The following is an 18,480-nucleotide window of genomic DNA, read 5'->3' on the forward strand; positions in this document are numbered from 1 at the left end:
CCGGCGCGTCAGACGCGTCCGGACCGCAGGCGCGTCAGCAGTTCTTGGACGCGGGCACGGGGTTGGCCAGGAGGGCCAGCGCCCTGTCCGCGTCCTCCTTCGTGCTCAGCTCCTTGAAGGCGTCGCCCAGGATCAGGTCGACGTCCGCGGTCTCGCGGGTGTCGGTCTGCTGGGTGGTGCCGGCGAGCTGCGTGCCGAGTACGGCGAAGACCGCCTTGTCGGTCGTGGGGGAGCCCAGCAGTATCCCCGTGCCGGGGACCTTCTTGTCGAAGTCGGCCGGGGCGTTGCCCACGTGGCCGATCAGGAAGCCGCGTTTGGCCAGCTCGTCACCGACGGCCTTGGCCAGGCCCGCGCGCGGCGTCGCGTTGTAGACGTTGACCGTGATCTCCCCGGGCGGGGGGAGCACGACGGCCGGTTTGGCGGCGGCCGGGGCGGTGGAGGCGGCGCCGGGGCCGCCCTTGGCGGCGGTACCGGGAGGCGTCGTCGGGCAGTCCTTGGCACCCGCAGCCGTGTTCCGCTTGGGGCTGTCGCCCCGGAACACGTCGATGAGCTGCAGGGCCCCGTAGCCGACCAGGGCCAGCGCAAGGATCGAGCCGAGCACGGCGAGGACGATCCGGGTACGGCTCCGCTTACGACTCATACGGGGGTAGGCGGCTCCCGTGACGCGGTACTTTCCGCCCATGCCGGGGGGAGTGAGCATGCTCATGGGCGCAGCGTAATGCGACCCGGTGTCGATGCCTACTAAATGATCTGCTGATAGGTCAATGGTGACCCGAAAGGCGCAATCCAGACGAAGCCGTCAGGTGGTGTCAGTCCATCTCGAGGACGCGCGCGTGCAGCACCTGGCGCTGCTGGAGGGCGGCGCGCACGGCGCGGTGCAGCCCGTCCTCCAGGTAGAGGTCGCCCCGCCACTTCACGACGTGCGCGAACAGGTCGCCGTAGAAGGTGGAGTCCTCGGCGAGCAGCGTTTCGAGGTCCAGCTGGCCCTTGGTCGTCACGAGCTGGTCGAGCCGGACCGGGCGCGGCGCGACGTCCGCCCACTGCCGGGTGGTTTCCCTGCCGTGGTCCGGGTAGGGCCGTCCGCTTCCGATGCGCTTGAAGATCACACGGAAAGCCTACCGGGCCGGTGCGTGCGGGCGCAGCCTCGTGACGGTGGTGCAAAAGTGACGAACAGCGCTATTTGGGGAGTGAATCATGAGCGAGAGCACCGACCCGGCCCTTCCGGCGGACCGAACGGGCCCGGCGGGCCCGGCCGAGGAGATCGCCGCCGGGTACGCGTTCACCGGCCCCGCGCTCGACCTCGGGGCCCTCCTCTGGGACGACGACTGCCTGCCCGACCGTCAGATCCGCATCCCTTTGGGGATGCTGGGCCGCCACGGACTGGTCGCCGGAGCCACCGGAACCGGCAAGACCAAGACGCTCCAGCTCATCGCCGAACAGCTGTCGGCGGGCGGCGTCCCCGTCTTCCTCGCGGACGTCAAGGGCGACCTCTCGGGGATCTCGGTTCCCGGGACGGCGGGCGACCGGGTCGACGAACGGGCCCGGGACGTGGCCCAGTCGTGGGAGCCCACCGGATACCCCTGCGCGTTCTACTCGCTGGGCGGGATCGGCCCGGGGGTCCCGCTCCGGTCCACGGTCACCAGCTTCGGCCCGGTGCTGATGTCGAAGGTGCTCGAGCTCAACCAGACGCAGGAGCAGTCCCTCGGCCTGATCTTCCACTACGCCGACACCAAGGGCCTGGAGCTGATCGACCTCAAGGACCTGCGCGCGGTCGTCGCTTTCCTCGTCTCCGACCAGGGCAAACCCGAACTCAAGGGGATCGGCGGCCTGTCCACGGTGACGGCCGGGGTGATCCTGCGGGCGCTCACCGCCTTCGAGCAGCAGGGCGCGTCGGAGTTCTTCGGCGAGCCCGAGTTCGACACGAACGAGTTCCTGCGGACGGCCGCCGACGGGCGCGGGCTGGTCTCCGTACTGGAGCTCCCGGCGGTGCAGGACAAGCCGCAGTTCTTCTCCACCTTCCTGATGTGGCTGCTGGCCGACCTCTACAACGACCTGCCGGAGGTCGGCGACCTGGAGAAGCCCAAGCTCGTCTTCTTCTTCGACGAGGCGCACCTGCTCTTCAACGGGGCCTCGAAGGCATTCCTCGCGGCCATCACCCAGACGGTCCGGCTCATCCGCTCCAAGGGCGTCGGCATCTTCTTCGTGACGCAGACCCCCAAGGACGTGCCGTCGGACGTCCTCGCCCAGCTCGGCAACCGGGTGCAGCACGCGCTGCGCGCCTTCACCCCCGACGACGCCAAGGCCTTGAAGGCGACGGCGAAGACCTTCCCCCACTCCGCGTACGACCTGGAGGAGCTGCTCACCCGGCTGGGCACCGGCGAGGCGGTCATCACCGTGCTCAGCGAGAAGGGCGCCCCCACCCCGGTCGCGGCGACCCGACTGCGCGCCCCGCAGTCGCTGATGGGACCGGTCGCGGCGGCCGACCTGGAGCAGGCCGTGAAGTCCTCGCCGCTCTGGTCGCGCTACGCGGAGCCGGTCGACCGCGAGTCGGCGTACGAGAAGATCAGCGCCGAACAGGCGGCCGCGGAGGCGCGGGCGGAGGCCGCCGCGGCCGCTGCCGAAGCCGAGAAGCAGGCCAAGGAGGCGGAGAAGGAGGCCGTGCGGGCCGCGCGCAGCGCCCCGAAGCCGGATCCCTCGCTGGCCGAGCAGGTGGTGGGGAGCGGGCTGTTCCGCTCGTTGGCCCGGTCGATCGGGACACAGCTGGGCCGGGAGATCTCGCGCTCGATCTTCGGGACGGCGCGCAGGCGCCGTTGACGCGGTGACAGACTCGGTGCATGCGGACCGAACTCACCGACACCACGTCCAGCAAGGTCAACCGAGCCCTGCTCGAAGCCCGCCGGGCGATAGGCAGCCCGACCATGGGGCTGGTGCTGACCCTCGTCCTCGCCACCGACGAGGAGAACGCCTACGACGCCGTGCGCGCGGCCTCCGAGGCCTCGCGCGAACACCCCTGCCGCATCATCGCGGTCATCAGGCGGACCTCCCGCGGCTCGCACAAGCTCCGCGCGAACCGCGTCGACGCCGAACTGCGGGTCGGCTCCGACGCCGGGACCGGCGAGATCGTGCTGCTGCGCCTGCACGGGGCGTTGACCGAGCACGCCGGCTCGGTCGTCCTGCCGCTGCTCCTGCCGGACGCGCCGGTGGTGGCCTGGTGGCCGGCCGACGCGCCCACCGACCTGGCGCGCGATCCGTTGGGCGCGCTCGCGCAGCGCCGGATCACGGACGCGGCCGCCGCCTTCGACCCGGTCGGCGTGCTCGACGAGCGGGCCGCCGGCTACCAGCCCGGCGACACCGATCTGGCTTGGACCCGCCTCACGCCGTGGCGCTCGCTGCTGGCCGCGGCCCTGGACCAGAAGCCGCTGCCGGTGACCGGCGCGGCGGTGGAGAGCGAGCCCGACAACGCGAGCGCGGAGCTGCTGGCGCGCTGGTTGGAGGACCGGCTGGGGGTGCCGGTGGCCCGGGTGGCGAGCGAGGGCCCGGTGATCACCGGGGTCAGCCTGCAGACCGCGGCCGGGGAGATCCGGGTGGACCGGCCCGCGGGCGTGTTGGCCACCTTGAGCCTGCCGCAGAGCCCCGACCGCAGGGTGGCACTGAAGATCCGCAGCGGCGCCGAACTGATCGCGGAGGAACTGCGCCGCCTCGACGCGGACGTGGTCTACGGCTCCGCGCTGCGGCGGCGGCCGCTCCAGACGGGGCTCTCCGCGTAGTGGTTGTCGTAGGTCGCCGAGCTGTCCCTGATGTCCTGCACGGTGGCCTCGCCCGCGTTGACCCGGCCGAGGAGCCGGTAGTAGTCGAAGCGGCCCATGCCGGGGGTGAAGCCGACGAAGACGGCGGCGGTGTGGCCGGCGGCGGGGGCGAAGGCGTGCTTCACGCCCGGCGGGACCGCGATGAAGTCGCCGGCGCCCAGGGTGTGGATCTCGTCGTCGACGAGGATGTCGAGCCGGCCGGCGGTGACGTGGAAGAACTCGGTGGCCTTGGTGTGGAAGTGCACCGGGGCGCCCGCCGCGCCCTCCTCGAAGGTGGCGGTGTTGCAGGTGAGCTCGGCGGTGTCGGTGAGCAGGGTGATGAGGCTGCCGGGGGCGTCGTAGATGGCTTCGGCGGTGGCGGCGCGGGTCGCGATCTCTGTCATGTCCACCAATCTATGATCTTGAGCGACCGGAATCAGGGGTCAATCAAGGGCATGTGTGGCCGGTCAATTCTGCCGGCCGGGATCAGGAGCCGCCTGCGGCCCTGGTGGCCTTCGTAGCCTTCGTAGCCTTCGTGGTCTTCGTGGTCTTCGTGGCTTTCGTGGCTTTCGCGGCGGCCTTCATCTCCTGCTTGTGCGCCCGCACCTTGGCCAGGGACTCCGGGCCGGTGATGTCGGCCGCCGAGCGGTAGACGTTCGCCTGGCCGTACCCGCCCGCGGCCTCCCGCCAGCCCGTCGGACGCACGCCGAACCGCTTGCCCAGCAGGGCGAGGAAGATCTGTGCCTTCTGCTCCCCGAAGCCCGGCAGCGCCTTGAGGCGCTTCAGCAGCTCCTGGCCCGTCGCGGCGTCGGCCCAGACCGCCTCCGCGTTCCCGTCGTAGTGCTCGACGAGGTAAGCGCACAGCTGTTGGACGCGCGTCGCCATCGATCCCGGATACCGGTGGACGGCGGGCTTCTCGGAGAGCAGGGTCGCGAAGGCCTCCGGGTCGTACGCGGCGATCGTGTGCGCGTCGAGATCGTCGGCGCCCAGCCGCTGGGCGATCGTCCAGGGCCCCGAGAACGCCCACTCCATCGGCACCTGCTGGTCCAGCAGCATTCCGACGAGTGCGGCGAGCGGGCTCCGGCCGAGCAGCGCGTCGGCCTCCGGCTGCTGTGCCAGCCGGATGGTGATGTCCTTGTCCATGGCTCCAGCGTCCCGCCTGGGCGCGCTCCCCGCGCGGTCGCCGCACCGCGCGCCTAGCGTGAGTACGACCGTCTACGACGACGACAGGTACGAGACGAGGAGTCGATCGATCATGTCCGAGTTCTCCGAAGGCGCTCCCTGCTGGGTGGACGCGATGTTCGCCGACGTGGAGGGGGCCAAGACCTTCTACGCGGACGTGCTGGGCTGGACCTTCGGCGAGGCCAGCAGCGAGTACGGCAACTACACGCAGGCCTACTCCGACGGCAAGGCCGTCGCCGCCGTGGTCCCGCCGATGCCGGGGGCCGACGCACCCTCCCAGTGGTGTCTGTACTTCGCTTCGCCCGACGCGGCGGCCACAGCCGAGAAGGTGAGGACCAACGGCGGCGAGGTGCTGATGGGTCCGATGCAGGTGGGCACCTTCGGCACGATGCTGATCGCGAAGGAGCCGAGCGGCGCGGTCTTCGGCGTCTGGCAGCCGGGCGAGCACAAGGGCTTCGAGAAGACGGGCGAGCCGGGCTCGTACGCGTGGGCGGAGGTCTTCACCCGGGATCCGGCCAAGGCGGACGCCTTCCTGCCGAAGGTCTTCCCGTACGGCGCCCAGCAGATGGACCCGGGCGAGGACCCCGAGATGGCCGGCATGGACTTCAAGGTCTTCAGCGTCGGCGGCGCCGGGAACCCGGTGCTCGGCCGGATGAAGATGGACGACGACTTCCCGCCGGACCTGCCGCCCTACATCCAGGTCTACTTCGGGGTGCCGGACTGCGACGAGGCGGTGTCGAAGACCCAGAAGCACGGCGGGAAGCTGCACTTCGGCCCGATGGACAGCCCGTTCGGCCGGTTCGCGGCGGTCACCGACCCGCAGGGCGCCGCCTTCGCCGTAATCGACATGTCGACAACAGTGGGTGAGATGCCGAGCTTCGGCTGAGCGACGTCCCCGCCGTGTCGCCGGGCCCGGCGACACGGCAGACTGCCCCCGACACACGGGTTCCAGATGCGCGGGGGCGGATTTCAATGAGACGCGGGACGATGCTGACTGCCGCGGGATGCGGACTGGCGATTCTTGCGACGGCCGGGTGCACCCTGCCGCCCGCGCCGGCGCTCTCGCCGTCCGCGGTCGCGGCGCAGCCCTCACCGGCGCCCGCGACGTCGGCGCCCGTGACGTCGTCCCCGGCACCTGCCCCGACGGGGTCCGAGCAACCGCGGGCGTCCGAGCCGTCGGGGCCGTCGGGGCCGTCCGGGCCCGCGGAGCCGGTCGGGGACGCGAGGGTTACGGCCGCCGACCGCGCTCTGCTGGAGGCCGCCCGCGCGGAGGGCGGCGCCCGTGTTCCGGACGACGGATCCGTCATCGTGATCCACCGCGAACCGGCGGGCGACGCGGGCGAGCTCGCCTGGATGCCCGACGACCGGAACTACTGCCTGGCCGTGGTCCGCGACGCCCGCGCGAGCACCATCTGCAACCCCCTGCCGAAGTCCTGGGCGCGGATCGGGATCCGACTGGTGACCGAGGCCGTCGCGTACCACGAAGGGCCCACGGTCTACTTCGCCGTCGTGGACGGCGGCCACGCCCCGTACGCGTACGCCGGGCGCGGGCCGCAGAGCCCGGGCACGGGCCCGGTCCGCGATGCCACGGCCGTCTTCCCCTCGGGCCGGACGCTGAGCCTGCTCACCTACGAACCCCCCCTTCGCCAGATCTTGCCGGGTGACCGGGAGATCTGCAGCGCCGACAACGCCGTCTGCTTCCCCACCCTCGACGTCTACGTCCCCGGCAGTCCCTGAGCACGGGGACGAGTTTTTTCGCGCGGCCTGTCACATCGGTGCGGCGGGGCGGGTCAGTGGAGTGAAGCAGGCGGGAGACAGACCGGAGCGAGTCCGCACCGGCGCCCGCCCGAGGGGAGCTCGAATGTCCACCACCGCTGTTGTCTTCGCCCTGGTCGGCGCGTTCATGGTCGGATTCTCGGCGGCATCGATGTTCCTTGGGGCGAAGTGGGTCGTGGAGCCGCTGGCCGAGTACGGGGTTCCGCGCTCGTGGTGGACCTGGCTCGCCACCGCTAAGGCGGCCGGCGCGGTGGGCCTGGCGGTGGGCGTCTTCGTCCCCGCGATCGGCATCGCGGCGGCGATCGGGGTCGCCCTGTACTTCGCGGGCGCCGTGATCACGGTGCTGCGGGCGAAGTCCTACGCCCACGTGGCCTTCCCGGTGATCTACGCGGCTCCGGCGGTCGTGGCCCTGGCCCTCGGCTTCAACGGTTGAGCGGGAGCAGGAGCGGGGGAAGCCGGCCCGCGGCCTTCCCCTACGGGGTCACGTAGGGCAGGTCGGCGGCGCGGACGCGGTGCAGCGGGCCGGCCGCGCGCAGGACCACGTCCAGGACGGCCTCGGGCCGGGCGGCATAACTGTTCGAGAACCACGGCATGTTGGCCTCGACCACGGCGTACCGGCCCGTCGCGCCGACGAGGCCGACGTCGACGGTGACGGCGCTGGGCAGCCCGGTGCCCGTCGCGGCGAGCAACGCGGCCGCGAAGCCGCGTACGTCCGCCCCGCGCGCGTCATCGTCGAGGGGGGCGGGGTCCAGGCGCCCGTGGACGGCGTACCGGCTTCCGGCGGCGACCTCCCCGTCGAGCAGGAACAGCCGGTACTCGGCGGCGAAGTCCACCACCTCCGAGACCAGCACGGGGGTGGCGGCGGGCAGGGACCGGGGCAGCGGCGAGCCGGGCCCGTACACGGCGGGCGGGAAGGACTTCTCGCGCGGCGGCTTCACGAACGCCGGCCGCCCGGATCCGGTCAGCTCCCGCGCCGCCCGGCCCAAGGTGGTCAGCTCGATCCGGCGGCCCGTGAACCGTTCGGGCAGCCGCGTGAGCCAGTCGTCGGGCGGCTCCAGCAGCCCCAGCCCGAGCGCCCGGGCCACCCGTGCGGCGGCGTGCGGGCCACCGCACCAGTGCACGGCCCGGCCGGCCAGTTCACCGAAGCCGGGGCCGAGGGCCCGGACGGTCATCCCCCGGCGCGCGGCGGCCTCGGCGAGCAGCCCGGCCGTGGCGGTCGGCCGGGCCGGTATCAGGAACACCTGGTCCGTCATCCGGCCATGGTGCGGCGGCCGGCGGTCCGGCCCCTGATCATGCACCGCGACGGGTGTGCGAGCCCGCTTGAGGGCTGGCTCGGGGAAGATCCGCGCCGGGGCGCGGGGTGCCGTGGAACACCTGGGCGGTGTGCCAAGAGCGGTGGTGCGGCGCCACCGGGCGGACGCCGGGCTGTGGGCCGATGAGCGGGCGGCCCGAGAGGGCTATGACGTGCTCGCGGGCCGCGGGGCTGTGCCCGACGAAGCGCTGTGAGACGAGGATGCGGTGGCCGTCACCCACACCGAGGACACCCTTGTCGAAGAGCTTGTGGTGCAGTGAGCACAGGCACAGGCCGTTGTCGACGTCATCCGGGCCGTCGAACGCCCACCAGCGCACGTGCGCGGCCTCCAGCCCGACCGGGACCGCCCCGATCCGGCCGTCGTAACCGCAGAAGGCGCACTGGTACTCGTAAGCCGTCAGCACCAGCTCCCGCATCCGCCGGTCCCTCGACCGCCGTGCTGACGACGGCCGCCCGGTCTCCGCCGGCTCCAGCTCCAGTCCGACCGCTTCGCACAGGTCGCCGTGCAGGGAGGGCGGGAAGTGCAGGTCGAGCAGTACGCGCGCCATCCGGCCCAATAGCGAAGGCTCCCGCCGCAGTGCCGTCCGCAGCTCCGGAGCCAGCCGCCCCGCAGCCCCGGTCGCCCGCAGCTCGCGCACCGCGCTGCCGGGACTGCCGAGTCCGTCCTGGGTGCGCACTTCCCAGACCCCGTCGCTGGTCAGATGGTGGAAGGGGTAGGCGGGCGTCGTCTTGTTGGGCGGACCGTACTCGGCCAGCAGCCGCTGCAGTTCCTCTTCCACCGCGCTGTAGATCAGCTCGCCGTCGGCGTCCTGTTGGAACCGGCCGAGGGCGTAGAGGAAGAGCAGCGGCTTGTGCGGAGCGCGGGCACCGCCCTTGGTCCACTGCCGCAGTGTCGCGGTCCGCTCCAGCCAGTCCATGACCGGCGATCGTAGTCCGAAGCGAACGAGACCAAACCTGAGACCGGGTCTTCGTCTCGAAGTCGTGGTCACAGTGCAGGAGGGTGAGCCCCTGCAACTCGGCGGTCGCGGCGGCCGAAGCGCAGCCTCATGTCCTCGATGCCGCGTGCCCGGTCGGCGGACGACCGGGCACCGTAGAGGAATCGAACGCGCCCTCATCGGCCGCGGCCTATGGAATCAGCTGTGTCTCCGATGGTTCATCGACGTCACGGGTTCAGACCGACATGACGCCGTGGATCCGGGAGAGGGTGAAGACGCGTTCAACTGCTTCGCGTACCCGGAGACGATCTCCTCGGTGTCCTCTCCCGAGCCGAGAGTCGGCGAACGGGCGATACCAGGCCACCAGCGGCCCCGGGTCGCCGACAGCGAGCGTGCCGAACCAGAGCAGGTCCCTCCCGGGGGACGGCATCGCGCGGGCGATGTCACCCACGGACGGCCAGGAATCTCCCGATCGCGGCGCAAGGCCGGGACGGTACGAAAGATCGGCCGGCAGTGGACCGAGCCCCACACGATCGGGAACCGAGACGGGGCAAGCGAAAGGCCCCGCTGCGAGCAGCGGGGCCTTTCGACAACGTGCCCGGTGAGGCACTGGCGGAGGATACGAGATTCGAACTCGTGAGGGGTTGCCCCCAACACGCTTTCCAAGCGTGCGCCCTAGGCCACTAGGCGAATCCTCCGCGGCAAACAATACAAGACGTTGAGGGGTGCTCGCGAACGTGATCGTCGGGCGGAGGGCAGGTCGGGGTCCGGCTCGATTCCGGGGCCCTCCATCCGCTAGGGTGGGGCCAGCCCCTCACGTGGCGCTATCTCACCCAACTCCCCCAGGGCCGGAAGGCAGCAAGGGTAAGTGGGCTCTGGCGGGTGCGTGGGGGGCGCTTTGCGTTCCGGGCGCCGTGCGGGATTCCCTGGAGTGGCTTCGGCGGGCCGCTGATGTCGGTGGGCCCGGATAACCTCGTATACGTGTCGTCCCTTGCGCTGTACCGCCGCTATCGTCCCGAGTCGTTCGCCGAGGTCATCGGGCAGGAGCATGTCACTGCCCCGCTGATGCAGGCCCTGCGGAACAACCGGGTCAATCACGCGTACCTGTTCAGCGGGCCGCGCGGCTGCGGCAAGACCACCAGCGCGCGCATCCTCGCCCGGTGTCTGAACTGTGAGCAGGGTCCCACCCCCACCCCCTGCGGGGAGTGCCAGTCCTGCCGGGACCTGGCCAGGAACGGGCCGGGGTCCATCGACGTCATCGAGATCGACGCCGCCTCGCACGGTGGTGTGGACGACGCCCGTGACCTGCGCGAGAAGGCCTTCTTCGGGCCGGCGTCCAGCCGCTACAAGATCTACATCATCGACGAGGCCCACATGGTCACCTCGGCGGGCTTCAACGCCCTGCTGAAGGTGGTCGAGGAGCCGCCGGAGCACCTCAAGTTCATCTTCGCCACCACGGAGCCGGAGAAGGTGATCGGGACCATCCGGTCCAGGACGCACCACTATCCCTTCAGGCTCGTGCCGCCCGGCACGCTGCGGGAGTACCTGGGCGAGGTCTGCGGGCGCGAGGGCGCCAAGGTCGAGGACGGCGTGCTGCCGCTGGTCGTGCGCGCCGGCGCCGGGTCCGTGCGCGACTCGATGTCCGTCATGGACCAGCTGCTCGCCGGCGCCGCCGACGACGGTGTGACGTATGCCATGGCCACTTCGCTGCTCGGCTACACCGACGGCTCGCTGCTCGACTCCGTCGTCGACGCCTTCGCCGCCGGGGACGGGGCGGCCGCGTTCGAGGTCGTCGACCGGGTCGTCGAGGGCGGGAACGACCCGCGCCGGTTCGTCGCCGACCTGCTGGAGCGGCTGCGCGACCTGGTGATCCTGGCCGCCGTGCCGGACGCCGGGGAGAAGGGGCTGATCGACGCCCCCGCCGATGTCGTGGAGCGGATGCAGGCCCAGGCGTCCGTGTTCGGGGCCGCCGAGCTGTCGCGCGCCGCCGACCTGGTCAACGCCGGGCTCACCGAGATGCGGGGCGCGACCTCGCCGCGGCTGCAGCTGGAGCTGATCTGCGCCCGGGTGCTGCTGCCCGCCGCCTTCGACGACGAGCGGTCCTTCCAGGCCCGGCTGGACCGGCTGGAGCGCAGCGGCCCGCCCGCCGCCGCGGCCTTCGCCGCGCCGCCGGCCGCCGCGCCCGCCATGGGTTACGTGCCCGGGCCCGAGGCCCACGCCATGGCGCCCGCCGGTCCCGGTGGGGGCGCGGCCGCCGCGCGCGCCGCCGCTCCCGCGCCCGCCCCGGTGCAGGCTCCCGAGCCGGCCCAGGCCGCCCCGGCCCCCGCACCCGCTGCCGCTCCCGCACCGACCCCCGCCCCCGCCCCTGCCCCTGCCCCCGCCCCCGGCGCCTGGCCGGGAGCCGCGCAGCCCGGGAGCGGCGCGCCCGGTGCCTGGCCCGGAGCGGCGGCACCGGCCGCCGCGGGTGCCTGGCCCGGCGCGGCCGCGTCCGCCCCGGCCCCCGCACCCGCCGCCCCGGCCGCCGCCCCCGCCCCGGTCGCCGCGGCCCCCGCGCCCTCCCCCGGCATGGCCGCCGGAGCCGGGCAGGTGCAGGCGATGTGGCCCGGCGTGCTGGAGGCGGTCAAGAACCGCCGCCGCTTCACCTGGATCCTGCTCAGCCAGAACGCCCAGGTCACCGGCTTCGACGGGACCACCCTCCAGCTGGGCTTCCCCAATGTCGGGGCCCGCGACAACTTCGCCAGCAGCGGCAGCGAGGACGTCCTGAAGGCGGTCCTGGCCGAGCAGTTCCAGGTCAACTGGAAGATCGAGGCCGTCGTCGGCGGCGGATCCCCGGCACCGGTCCCGACCTCCTCGTACGGCTCCTCGTATGGGGCCCCGGCCGCGCCCGCCCCCGCCTACAGCCCGCCGCCGGCCCCGGCGCAGCAGCAGGCCGCCGCCCCGCAGGCCCCGCCCGCCCCGCAGTACGCGCCGCAGCAGCCGTCCCCGCAGTCGGCTCCCGCACCGCAGCCCCCCGTACAGCAGGCGCCCCCGCCCGTCGCCCCCGAGGACGACTTCGCCGAGGAGGACGACCCCGACCTCGTCGAGAGCGCGCTGACCGGACACGACCTGATCGTGCGCGAGCTCGGAGCCACCGTTGTGGAGGAATACACAAACGAGTAGCCGGCCCTGATTGGGTGGCCGCACGAAGACGACCGCTCGGTCCCGGCTAGGCTGAGCAGCGTGAAGGTCCTCGTCATCGGCGGCGGCGCCCGCGAACATGCCCTGTGCCGCTCTCTGTCCCTCGACTCCGCCGTCTCCGCGCTGTACTGCGCTCCCGGCAACGCCGGCATCGCCGAGGTGGCCGAGCTCCGCCCGGTCGACGCCCTCGACGGCGCTGCCGTCGCCGCTCTCGCCACCGAACTCGAAGCCGACCTGGTCGTCGTCGGCCCGGAGGCCCCGCTGGTCGCCGGCGTCGCCGACGCCGTGCGCGCCGTCGGGATCCCCGTCTTCGGCCCGTCGGCCGAGGCGGCGCAGCTCGAAGGCTCCAAGGCCTTCGCCAAGGACGTGATGGCCGCGGCCGGGGTCCCGACCGCGCGCAGCTACGTCTGCACCACTCCCGAAGAGGTGGACGAGGCCCTCGACGCCTTCGGCGCCCCGTACGTCGTCAAGGACGACGGCCTCGCCGCCGGCAAGGGCGTCGTGGTCACCGAGGACCTGGCCGCCGCCCGCGCGCACGCGCTCGGCTGCGACCGGGTGGTCATCGAGGAGTACCTCGACGGGCCCGAGGTCTCCCTCTTCGCCATCACCGACGGCGTCACCGTGGTCCCGCTCCAGCCGGCGCAGGACTTCAAGCGCGCCCTGGACGGCGACGAGGGCCCCAACACCGGCGGCATGGGCGCGTACTCCCCGCTGCCCTGGGCCGACCCGAAGCTGGTCGACGAGGTCATGGAGCTGGTCCTCCAGCCGACCGTCGACGAGCTCCGCCGCCGCGGCACCCCCTTCTCCGGGCTGCTCTACGCGGGCCTCGCGATCACCAGCCGCGGTACCCGCGTCATCGAGTTCAACGCGCGCTTCGGCGACCCCGAGACCCAGGTGGTCCTGGCCCGGTTGCGCACGCCGCTCGCAGGCGTGCTGCTGGGTGCCGCCAAGGGCACCCTGGACGCCGTACCCCCGCTGGTCTGGCGCGAGGACGCGGCCGTCACGGTGGTCATCGCCTCCCACAACTACCCCGAGACCCCCCGCACCGGGGACCCGATCGAGGGCCTGGCCGAGGTGGCCGCCGAGGACGGGCCGGACGCCTACGTGCTGCACGCCGGGACCCGGCACGAGGGCGACGCGGTGGTCAGCGCGGGTGGCCGTGTGCTGTCGGTGACGGCGACCGGTTCCGACCTGGCGCAGGCGCGCGAGAAGGCGTATAAGGCGGTGGCGCGCATCCGTCTCGACGGCTCGCAGCACCGTACGGATATTGCGGCCAAGGCGGCCGAGGGCCGCTGACCAGCGGCTCCGCAGACCCGCGGGCCCGGTGCGCATCTCGTGCGCCCGGGCCCGCGGGCGTGTCCGCGTGCGACTGCATCCGGCCGCGTTCGAACGCATCCAGCTTTACCCAAAGCCATTCCATCGGGTGATCGTCCTGCGGTCTGCCTGACTCCCGCGCGTGCCCCAACTAGGGTGCGGCGCAAGCATTCCGGCACTTGGCCCACCGGCATTGCGATGTCAGTGGCGGGTGTCACAGTGGGGGAGTGAGCAACGTCGCCGCAGGGCAGAGGGGGTGAGGTCCGGCCGTGTCCGGAACGGGTTCGATCATGGAAGCGGGTGCACCGTCCGCGCGGTCCCGCGCTTTGGCCGTGCTGCGCGTGCGCAGCCGGGCCTTGGCCGTCGGGCTGCTGCCCGCCGCCCTCGCGGTGGTCCTGGTGGCCGCCCGGGCGACGGGCCGGCTGGCCGGTGGGCCCTGGCCCGCGGTGACCCTCGTCGTGTGCGTGGTCGCTGCGATCGTGCTGCTCGTCGGCGGCGCCTTCGCCGCGGTGGTGCTGCGGGCGAGCCCCGCCGTGACGCCGACGGTGCCCCTCTCGGAGGCCGCGGCGCCCGATCTCTACCGGCTGGTGCGGGACCTGGCCGACCGGATGGACGTGCCGCCGCCCTCCGCGATAGCCCTGACGCCGGACTGCGACAGCTGGCTGGAGGACCGCAGCCACGCGGCCCACCGCCGCGGCGCCGCCCGCGTGTTCGGAGCCGAGGCCGGAGCCGTCGGGCCGGAGTCCGAGCCGGGCGCGGCCCCGGTGCTGGTGATCGGCTCGCCCTTCCTGTGGTGGATGCGGGTCGCCGAGCTACGGGCGGTCCTCGCGCCCGTCGTCGCCGGTACGGGCCCTTCCGCGCACCCGGACATAGCCGACGCGCGCGGCTTCGTACGCGGCCTGGACGCGGCCGTGGACGTGGGCGGCCGGCGCGGCCTCGGCTGGATCGCCCCGCCGGCCCGGCTGCTGCTGCGGCTGTGCCGGACGGACGCCGCCGAGATGGAGCGCGGGGTGGCCGCGGCCGCCTCGGAGCGTGCACAGGGTGTGGACTACGGGCTGCGCATCGTCGCCCAGGAGCAGGTCGGCCTGGCCTACGCGGGCTGGGACCGGCTGCTGACCCGGGTCGCGCTGCCCGCCTGGCGGATGGGCCGCTGGCCGGCGCACCTCGACGCCGGGGTGGTCTCCGCGCTGACCGAGCTCTCCCGGCGGGACCGGCTGGCCGAGGGGTTCACCTCGCGGCTGGGCGAGCGCCCCGCCTGCGACCTGCTGGAGCAGCCCGGGCTGATCGACGAGGCGACCTCGCTGCTGGCCGCGCGGCTCTTCCACGGAGGTCCGGCCGAGGCCGGACCGGGCTGGTCCCCGGTGGACTGGGCGGCGTATCCGGAGGAGGTCGTGGACCGCAAGTGGCGGACGGAGGCGGCCCGCCTGCACGCGGCGCTGGACGCCCTGGCCGTCCCGGCGGGGCTGCCCGGGGGCCCTTCCGGCTCCCCCGCACCGGCCGCACCGGCCCCTACGGCCGCCCCCGCGACCCCTGCCGCCCCGAGCGGCTCCGCCGGACCCGCCGCCCGCCCCGGCTCCTCGGGAGCGGCCGGAGCGGCCGGAGCAGCGGGCCCCGCCACGCTCGCGGCCGCCGACTCGTCCTCCCCCGGCGCGGACGCCTTCGCCGGGCCGACCCTGGAGCGGGTGCTGGGTTACCTCACCGACCTCGGCGGCGAGGGCGCGGCCGGCGAGGCGCTGGCCGGCCGGATCACCGGTGAGCTGGCCCGCGAGGAGCGGGCCGCCGGACCGGCCGCCCGGGCCGGGAAGGCGCGCGGCGCGGACGCCGTCCCGCTGTTCCCGCTCCAGCCGCCGCGCAGCGGCCGGGACCTGCTGGCCGACCACGTCACGGCGATGGTGTGCTGTGCGGCCGTGGACTCGGCCGGGGCCACCCCCGGGCTGGACTGGCTCGACGGGCCGGTCCTGCTGGTGGGCGGCGACCGCCGTTCCGACCTGGCGCCGCGCGTGCTGTGCCTGATCGAGGAGGGGAATCCGGAGCCGCTGCGGGATTGGCTCTCGGCCCTCGGCGTCCGCCCGGAGAAGCCGGTCCGCCTGGTCTGAGGCGGGCCGAGGAGAGCCGCCCCGGGGAGCCGTAAGGCTCGTACGAGCAACCGGATGTCAATGTTCCGATCACGTCAATTCGCGACGAACAGTGACGGACTGCGTGCGTTATGTGATGTGCTGGGACCGGTCGCGGCTGGACGTCCCGAGGCGGGCGCCGAGAAACACCGCCTCAGCTCAGCCAGGAGCCGCGCACCGAGGCGATGTAGGCCCGTTCGGGGGGATCGAGGGAGGGGAGCGGTCATGGGTGCGGACCAGATCCGTCGTTGGGAGTCAGGTGCGCTCGCGCACGCGGTGTCCGACCCCTTCGGGCAGGGCCCCCTGCCCTGGTTCCGGGGCAGTGAGCTCTACTTCGACGACACCGGCCAGGTCGTGCCCTGGTACGTGGACCCGGCCGCCGCGGCCGCCGGCACCGGCCAGATCCCCCGCGCCCGCGGCAACGGCGGTCCCCGCACCGCCGACGACGTGCACCGCCAGATCAAGGGCTTCGCCTCCACCGGCGGCGTGGCCCCCGGTGAGGCCATCGACTTCCACATCACCGTCGACCCGCCCCAGCAGTTCTCCGTCGACGTCTACCGGATCGGCCACTACGGCGGCGACGGAGCCTCCAAGATCACCACCAGCCCCCGGCTCTCCGGCATCGTCCAGCCGGCCCCGCTCGCCGCCGACCGCACCGTTTCCTGCCACCACTGGTGGCTGTCCTGGCGCCTCCAAGTGCCCTCCTACTGGAGCGTCGGCGCGTACGTCGCCGTCCTCACCACCGCCGACGGCTACCGCTCCCACATCCCCTTCACGGTCCGCGACGACCACCCCGCCGACCTCCTGCTCCTGCTCCCCGACATCACCTGGCAGGCCTACAACCTCTATCCGGAGGACGGCCGCAGCGGCGCCAGCCTCTACCACGCCTGGGACGAGGAGGGCCGGCTGCTCGGCGAGCAGGACGCCGCCGTCACCGTGTCCTTCGACCGCCCCTACGCGGGCGCCGGCCTGCCCCTGCACGTCGGCCACGCCTACGACTTCATCCGCTGGGCCGAGCGCTACGGCTACGACATCGCCTACGCCGACACCCGCGACCTGCACGCCGGCCGCGTCGACCCGACCCGCTACCGCGGCCTGGTCTTCCCCGGCCACGACGAGTACTGGTCGGCCCCCATGCGCCGCACCGTCGAGCGCGCCCGCCGGCACGGCACCTCGCTCGTCTTCCTCTCCGCCAACACCATGTACTGGCAGGTCGAGCTCGGCCCGTCGCCCTCCGGGGTCGCCGACCGGCTCCTGACCTGCCGAAAACGGCGCGGCCCGGGCCGCCCCAGCCTGTGGCGCGAGGTCGACCGCCCGGAGCAGCAGCTGCTCGGCATCCAGTACGCGGGCCGGGTCCCCGAACCCGCGCCGCTGATCGTGCGCAACGCCACCCACTGGCTCTGGGACTCCACCGGCGCGGGCGAGAACGACGAGCTGCCCGGCCTGGTCGCGGGTGAGGCCGACCGCTACTTCCCGCGCACCCAGCTCCCCGAGCACCAGGACCGGATCCTGCTGGCGCACTCCCCGTACCTCGACAGCGAGGGCCACCGCCGCCACCAGGAGACCTCCCTCTACCGGGCGCCCAGCGGAGCGCTGGTCTTCGCGTCCGGCACGTTCGCCTGGTCCCCGGCCCTCGACCGCCCCGGCCACGTCGACGAGCGCGTGCAGCGGGCCACGGCCAATCTCCTCGACCGGATCTGCAAGCACGACTGACCCACCGCGGACCCGGGGCCGAACCACCCCCGTCTGCCGGACCACCCCCGTCTGCCGGACCACCCCCGTCCGCCGGGGCGGGCCCGGTGCGGGAGAATCGGGGTGCGCTTCATACAGATCTACAGGGAGACCCCGTGTCCGGATTCGTCGAAAAGCCCGAGCCGGTTCAGGTTCCGGGCCTCGTCCACCTCCACACCGGCAAGGTGCGCGACCTCTACCGTGACGAGGACGGCCACCTCGTCATGGTCGCCAGCGACCGCATGTCCGCCTTCGACTGGGTGCTGCCCACCGAGATCCCGGACAAGGGCCGCGTCCTGACGCAGCTCTCCCTGTGGTGGTTCGACCAGCTCGCGGACCTCGTCCCGAACCACGTCATCTCCACCGACCTGCCCGCCGGCGCCCCCGCCGACTGGGCCGGCCGCACCCTGATCTGCAAGAACCTCGACATGGTCCCGGTCGAGTGCGTGGCCCGCGGCTACCTCACCGGCTCGGGCCTCGTCGAGTACGAGCAGACCCGCACGGTCTGCGGCCTCGGCCTCCCCGAGGGCCTCGTGAACGGCTCCGAGCTGCCCGGCCCGATCTTCACCCCGGCCGCCAAGGCCGAGGTCGGCGAGCACGACGAGAACGTCACCTACGAAGAGGTCGCGCGCACCACCGGCGCCGAGACGGCCGCGCTGCTGCGCCAGACCACCCTCGCCGTCTACAGCCGCGCCCGGGACATCGCCCGCGAGCGCGGGATCATCCTGGCCGACACCAAGTTCGAGTTCGGTTTCGACCCGAAGGACGGCACCCTGGTCGCCGCGGACGAGGTGCTGACCCCGGACTCCTCCCGCTTCTGGCCGGCCGACCAGTGGGAGCCGGGCCGTTCGCAGCCCTCCTTCGACAAGCAGTACGTCCGCGACTGGCTGGCCTCTGAAGCCTCCGGCTGGGACCCGAAGGGCGAACTGCCCCCGCCGGCCCTCCCGACGCAGGTCGTCGCGCAGACCCGTGCGAAGTACATCGAGGCGTACGAGCGCCTGACCGGCCTGGACTGGTCGTAGGGAAACGAAGAAGCCCCGGTCCGAGGACCGGGGCTTCTTCCTTACAGAGCGGACAACGCGACTCGAACGCGCGACATCCACCTTGGCAAGGTGGTGCTCTACCAACTGAGCTATGTCCGCAAGCGCCGTAAG

Annotated in this window: 16 protein-coding genes, 2 tRNA genes, 1 other RNA gene and 1 pseudogene; 11 read left to right on the forward strand and 9 right to left on the reverse strand. The window is 73.0% G+C overall.

From position 1 onward, the window contains the following. Nucleotides 1-34 precede the first annotated feature (34 nt). Both OG386_RS23335 and OG386_RS23340 read right to left on the reverse strand, forming a co-directional pair. Nucleotides 35-706 (reverse strand): LytR C-terminal domain-containing protein, encoded by a 672-nt coding sequence (locus OG386_RS23335; protein ID WP_328789741.1) that lies wholly within the window; start codon nucleotides 704-706, stop codon nucleotides 35-37. Nucleotides 707-809: 103 nt separating this feature from the next. Then, nucleotides 810-1,106: a type II toxin-antitoxin system VapB family antitoxin gene (locus OG386_RS23340; RefSeq protein ID WP_030010424.1), complete on the reverse strand. Its 297-nt coding sequence runs from the start codon at nucleotides 1,104-1,106 to the stop codon at nucleotides 810-812. 88 nt (nucleotides 1,107-1,194) lie between these two features. Here OG386_RS23340 and OG386_RS23345 point away from each other — a divergent pair, with 88 nt between their 5' ends. Next, on the forward strand, nucleotides 1,195-2,814 hold the full coding sequence (locus tag OG386_RS23345) for a helicase HerA-like domain-containing protein (protein ID WP_328789742.1): 1,620 nt from the start codon (nucleotides 1,195-1,197) through the stop codon (nucleotides 2,812-2,814). 20 nt (nucleotides 2,815-2,834) lie between these two features. Continuing rightward, complete coding sequence (gene opcA, locus OG386_RS23350; RefSeq protein WP_328789743.1) at nucleotides 2,835-3,767, forward strand: glucose-6-phosphate dehydrogenase assembly protein OpcA; 933 nt, start codon at nucleotides 2,835-2,837, stop codon at nucleotides 3,765-3,767. On the opposite strand, the gene OG386_RS23355 is transcribed toward opcA, so the two are convergent. After that, nucleotides 3,716-4,189 carry a cupin domain-containing protein gene (locus tag OG386_RS23355; protein ID WP_328789744.1) on the reverse strand — a complete coding sequence of 158 codons (474 nt, stop codon included), beginning with the start codon at nucleotides 4,187-4,189 and terminating at the stop codon, nucleotides 3,716-3,718. The genes opcA and OG386_RS23355 overlap by 52 nt on opposite strands. A gap of 82 nt (nucleotides 4,190-4,271) precedes the next feature. Then, a complete protein-coding gene (locus OG386_RS23360) occupies nucleotides 4,272-4,928 on the reverse strand; it encodes an HhH-GPD-type base excision DNA repair protein (protein WP_328789745.1) in 657 nt (218 codons plus the stop codon). A 112-nt stretch (nucleotides 4,929-5,040) separates the two neighbouring features. Between OG386_RS23360 and OG386_RS23365 the strand changes: the two genes are divergently transcribed. From OG386_RS23365 to OG386_RS23375, 3 genes are all read left to right on the forward strand, one after another. After that, complete coding sequence (locus OG386_RS23365) at nucleotides 5,041-5,853, forward strand: VOC family protein (protein ID WP_328789746.1); 813 nt, start codon at nucleotides 5,041-5,043, stop codon at nucleotides 5,851-5,853. Nucleotides 5,854-6,275: 422 nt separating this feature from the next. Continuing rightward, complete coding sequence (locus OG386_RS23370; RefSeq protein ID WP_328789747.1) at nucleotides 6,276-6,704, forward strand: hypothetical protein; 429 nt, start codon at nucleotides 6,276-6,278, stop codon at nucleotides 6,702-6,704. Between the two features lie 124 nt (nucleotides 6,705-6,828). Beyond that, the gene (locus OG386_RS23375) at nucleotides 6,829-7,176 is read left to right on the forward strand and encodes a DoxX family protein (protein ID WP_327384487.1); all 348 of its coding nucleotides are present in this window, start codon (nucleotides 6,829-6,831) and stop codon (nucleotides 7,174-7,176) included. A gap of 40 nt (nucleotides 7,177-7,216) precedes the next feature. On the opposite strand, the gene OG386_RS23380 is transcribed toward OG386_RS23375, so the two are convergent. The 4 genes and pseudogenes from OG386_RS23380 to OG386_RS23395 all read right to left on the reverse strand — a co-directional run bounded on the left by OG386_RS23380 (nucleotide 7,217) and on the right by OG386_RS23395 (nucleotide 9,688). After that, nucleotides 7,217-7,996: an ATP-grasp domain-containing protein gene (locus OG386_RS23380; protein ID WP_328789748.1), complete on the reverse strand. Its 780-nt coding sequence runs from the start codon at nucleotides 7,994-7,996 to the stop codon at nucleotides 7,217-7,219. A gap of 37 nt (nucleotides 7,997-8,033) precedes the next feature. After that, a complete protein-coding gene (locus OG386_RS23385) occupies nucleotides 8,034-8,972 on the reverse strand; it encodes a phosphorothioated DNA-binding restriction endonuclease (protein WP_328789749.1) in 939 nt (312 codons plus the stop codon). A 55-nt stretch (nucleotides 8,973-9,027) separates the two neighbouring features. Then, nucleotides 9,028-9,160 (reverse strand): annotated as a pseudogene (locus tag OG386_RS23390) (PIN domain nuclease); the annotation flags it as partial. Between the two features lie 440 nt (nucleotides 9,161-9,600). Further along, nucleotides 9,601-9,688: transfer RNA gene (locus OG386_RS23395), tRNA-Ser, on the reverse strand. Between the two features lie 107 nt (nucleotides 9,689-9,795). On the opposite strand from OG386_RS23395, the gene ffs reads away from it, so the two are divergent. From ffs to OG386_RS23425, 6 genes are all read left to right on the forward strand, one after another. Continuing rightward, nucleotides 9,796-9,894, forward strand: an RNA gene (gene ffs / locus OG386_RS23400) — signal recognition particle sRNA small type. A 77-nt stretch (nucleotides 9,895-9,971) separates the two neighbouring features. After that, nucleotides 9,972-12,149, forward strand: a complete 2,178-nt coding sequence (locus OG386_RS23405) for a DNA polymerase III subunit gamma and tau (protein ID WP_328789750.1) — start codon at nucleotides 9,972-9,974, stop codon at nucleotides 12,147-12,149. A 60-nt stretch (nucleotides 12,150-12,209) separates the two neighbouring features. Beyond that, a complete protein-coding gene (gene purD, locus OG386_RS23410; protein WP_327384492.1) occupies nucleotides 12,210-13,463 on the forward strand; it encodes a phosphoribosylamine--glycine ligase in 1,254 nt (417 codons plus the stop codon). A 308-nt stretch (nucleotides 13,464-13,771) separates the two neighbouring features. Further along, on the forward strand, nucleotides 13,772-15,577 hold the full coding sequence (locus tag OG386_RS23415) for a hypothetical protein (RefSeq protein ID WP_328789751.1): 1,806 nt from the start codon (nucleotides 13,772-13,774) through the stop codon (nucleotides 15,575-15,577). Between the two features lie 243 nt (nucleotides 15,578-15,820). After that, nucleotides 15,821-17,308, forward strand: a complete 1,488-nt coding sequence (locus OG386_RS23420) for a N,N-dimethylformamidase beta subunit family domain-containing protein (RefSeq protein ID WP_266594910.1) — start codon at nucleotides 15,821-15,823, stop codon at nucleotides 17,306-17,308. Between the two features lie 134 nt (nucleotides 17,309-17,442). After that, complete coding sequence (locus OG386_RS23425; protein ID WP_328789752.1) at nucleotides 17,443-18,348, forward strand: phosphoribosylaminoimidazolesuccinocarboxamide synthase; 906 nt, start codon at nucleotides 17,443-17,445, stop codon at nucleotides 18,346-18,348. A 47-nt stretch (nucleotides 18,349-18,395) separates the two neighbouring features. Here OG386_RS23425 and OG386_RS23430 read toward each other — a convergent pair. Continuing rightward, nucleotides 18,396-18,468, reverse strand: a tRNA-Gly gene (locus tag OG386_RS23430). Nucleotides 18,469-18,480 lie beyond the last annotated feature (12 nt).

The organism is Streptomyces sp. NBC_00273 (assembly GCF_036178145.1).
Classification (GTDB): domain Bacteria; phylum Actinomycetota; class Actinomycetes; order Streptomycetales; family Streptomycetaceae; genus Streptomyces.

Excerpts from the sequence above, each read along its gene's own strand:
- OG386_RS23335 (WP_328789741.1), bottom strand. The coding sequence starts at position 706 with ATGAGCATGCTCACTCCCCCCGGCATGGGCGGAAAGTACCGCGTCACG.
- OG386_RS23355 (WP_328789744.1), bottom strand. The coding sequence starts at position 4,189 with ATGACAGAGATCGCGACCCGCGCCGCCACCGCCGAAGCCATCTACGAC.
- OG386_RS23360 (WP_328789745.1), bottom strand. The coding sequence starts at position 4,928 with ATGGACAAGGACATCACCATCCGGCTGGCACAGCAGCCGGAGGCCGAC.
- OG386_RS23375 (WP_327384487.1), top strand. The coding sequence starts at position 6,829 with ATGTCCACCACCGCTGTTGTCTTCGCCCTGGTCGGCGCGTTCATGGTC.
- OG386_RS23345 (WP_328789742.1), top strand. The coding sequence starts at position 1,195 with ATGAGCGAGAGCACCGACCCGGCCCTTCCGGCGGACCGAACGGGCCCG.
- OG386_RS23385 (WP_328789749.1), bottom strand. The coding sequence starts at position 8,972 with ATGGACTGGCTGGAGCGGACCGCGACACTGCGGCAGTGGACCAAGGGC.
- OG386_RS23365 (WP_328789746.1), top strand. The coding sequence starts at position 5,041 with ATGTCCGAGTTCTCCGAAGGCGCTCCCTGCTGGGTGGACGCGATGTTC.
- opcA (WP_328789743.1), top strand. The coding sequence starts at position 2,835 with ATGCGGACCGAACTCACCGACACCACGTCCAGCAAGGTCAACCGAGCC.
- OG386_RS23380 (WP_328789748.1), bottom strand. The coding sequence starts at position 7,996 with ATGACGGACCAGGTGTTCCTGATACCGGCCCGGCCGACCGCCACGGCC.
- OG386_RS23420 (WP_266594910.1), top strand. The coding sequence starts at position 15,821 with ATGGGTGCGGACCAGATCCGTCGTTGGGAGTCAGGTGCGCTCGCGCAC.
- OG386_RS23415 (WP_328789751.1), top strand. The coding sequence starts at position 13,772 with ATGGAAGCGGGTGCACCGTCCGCGCGGTCCCGCGCTTTGGCCGTGCTG.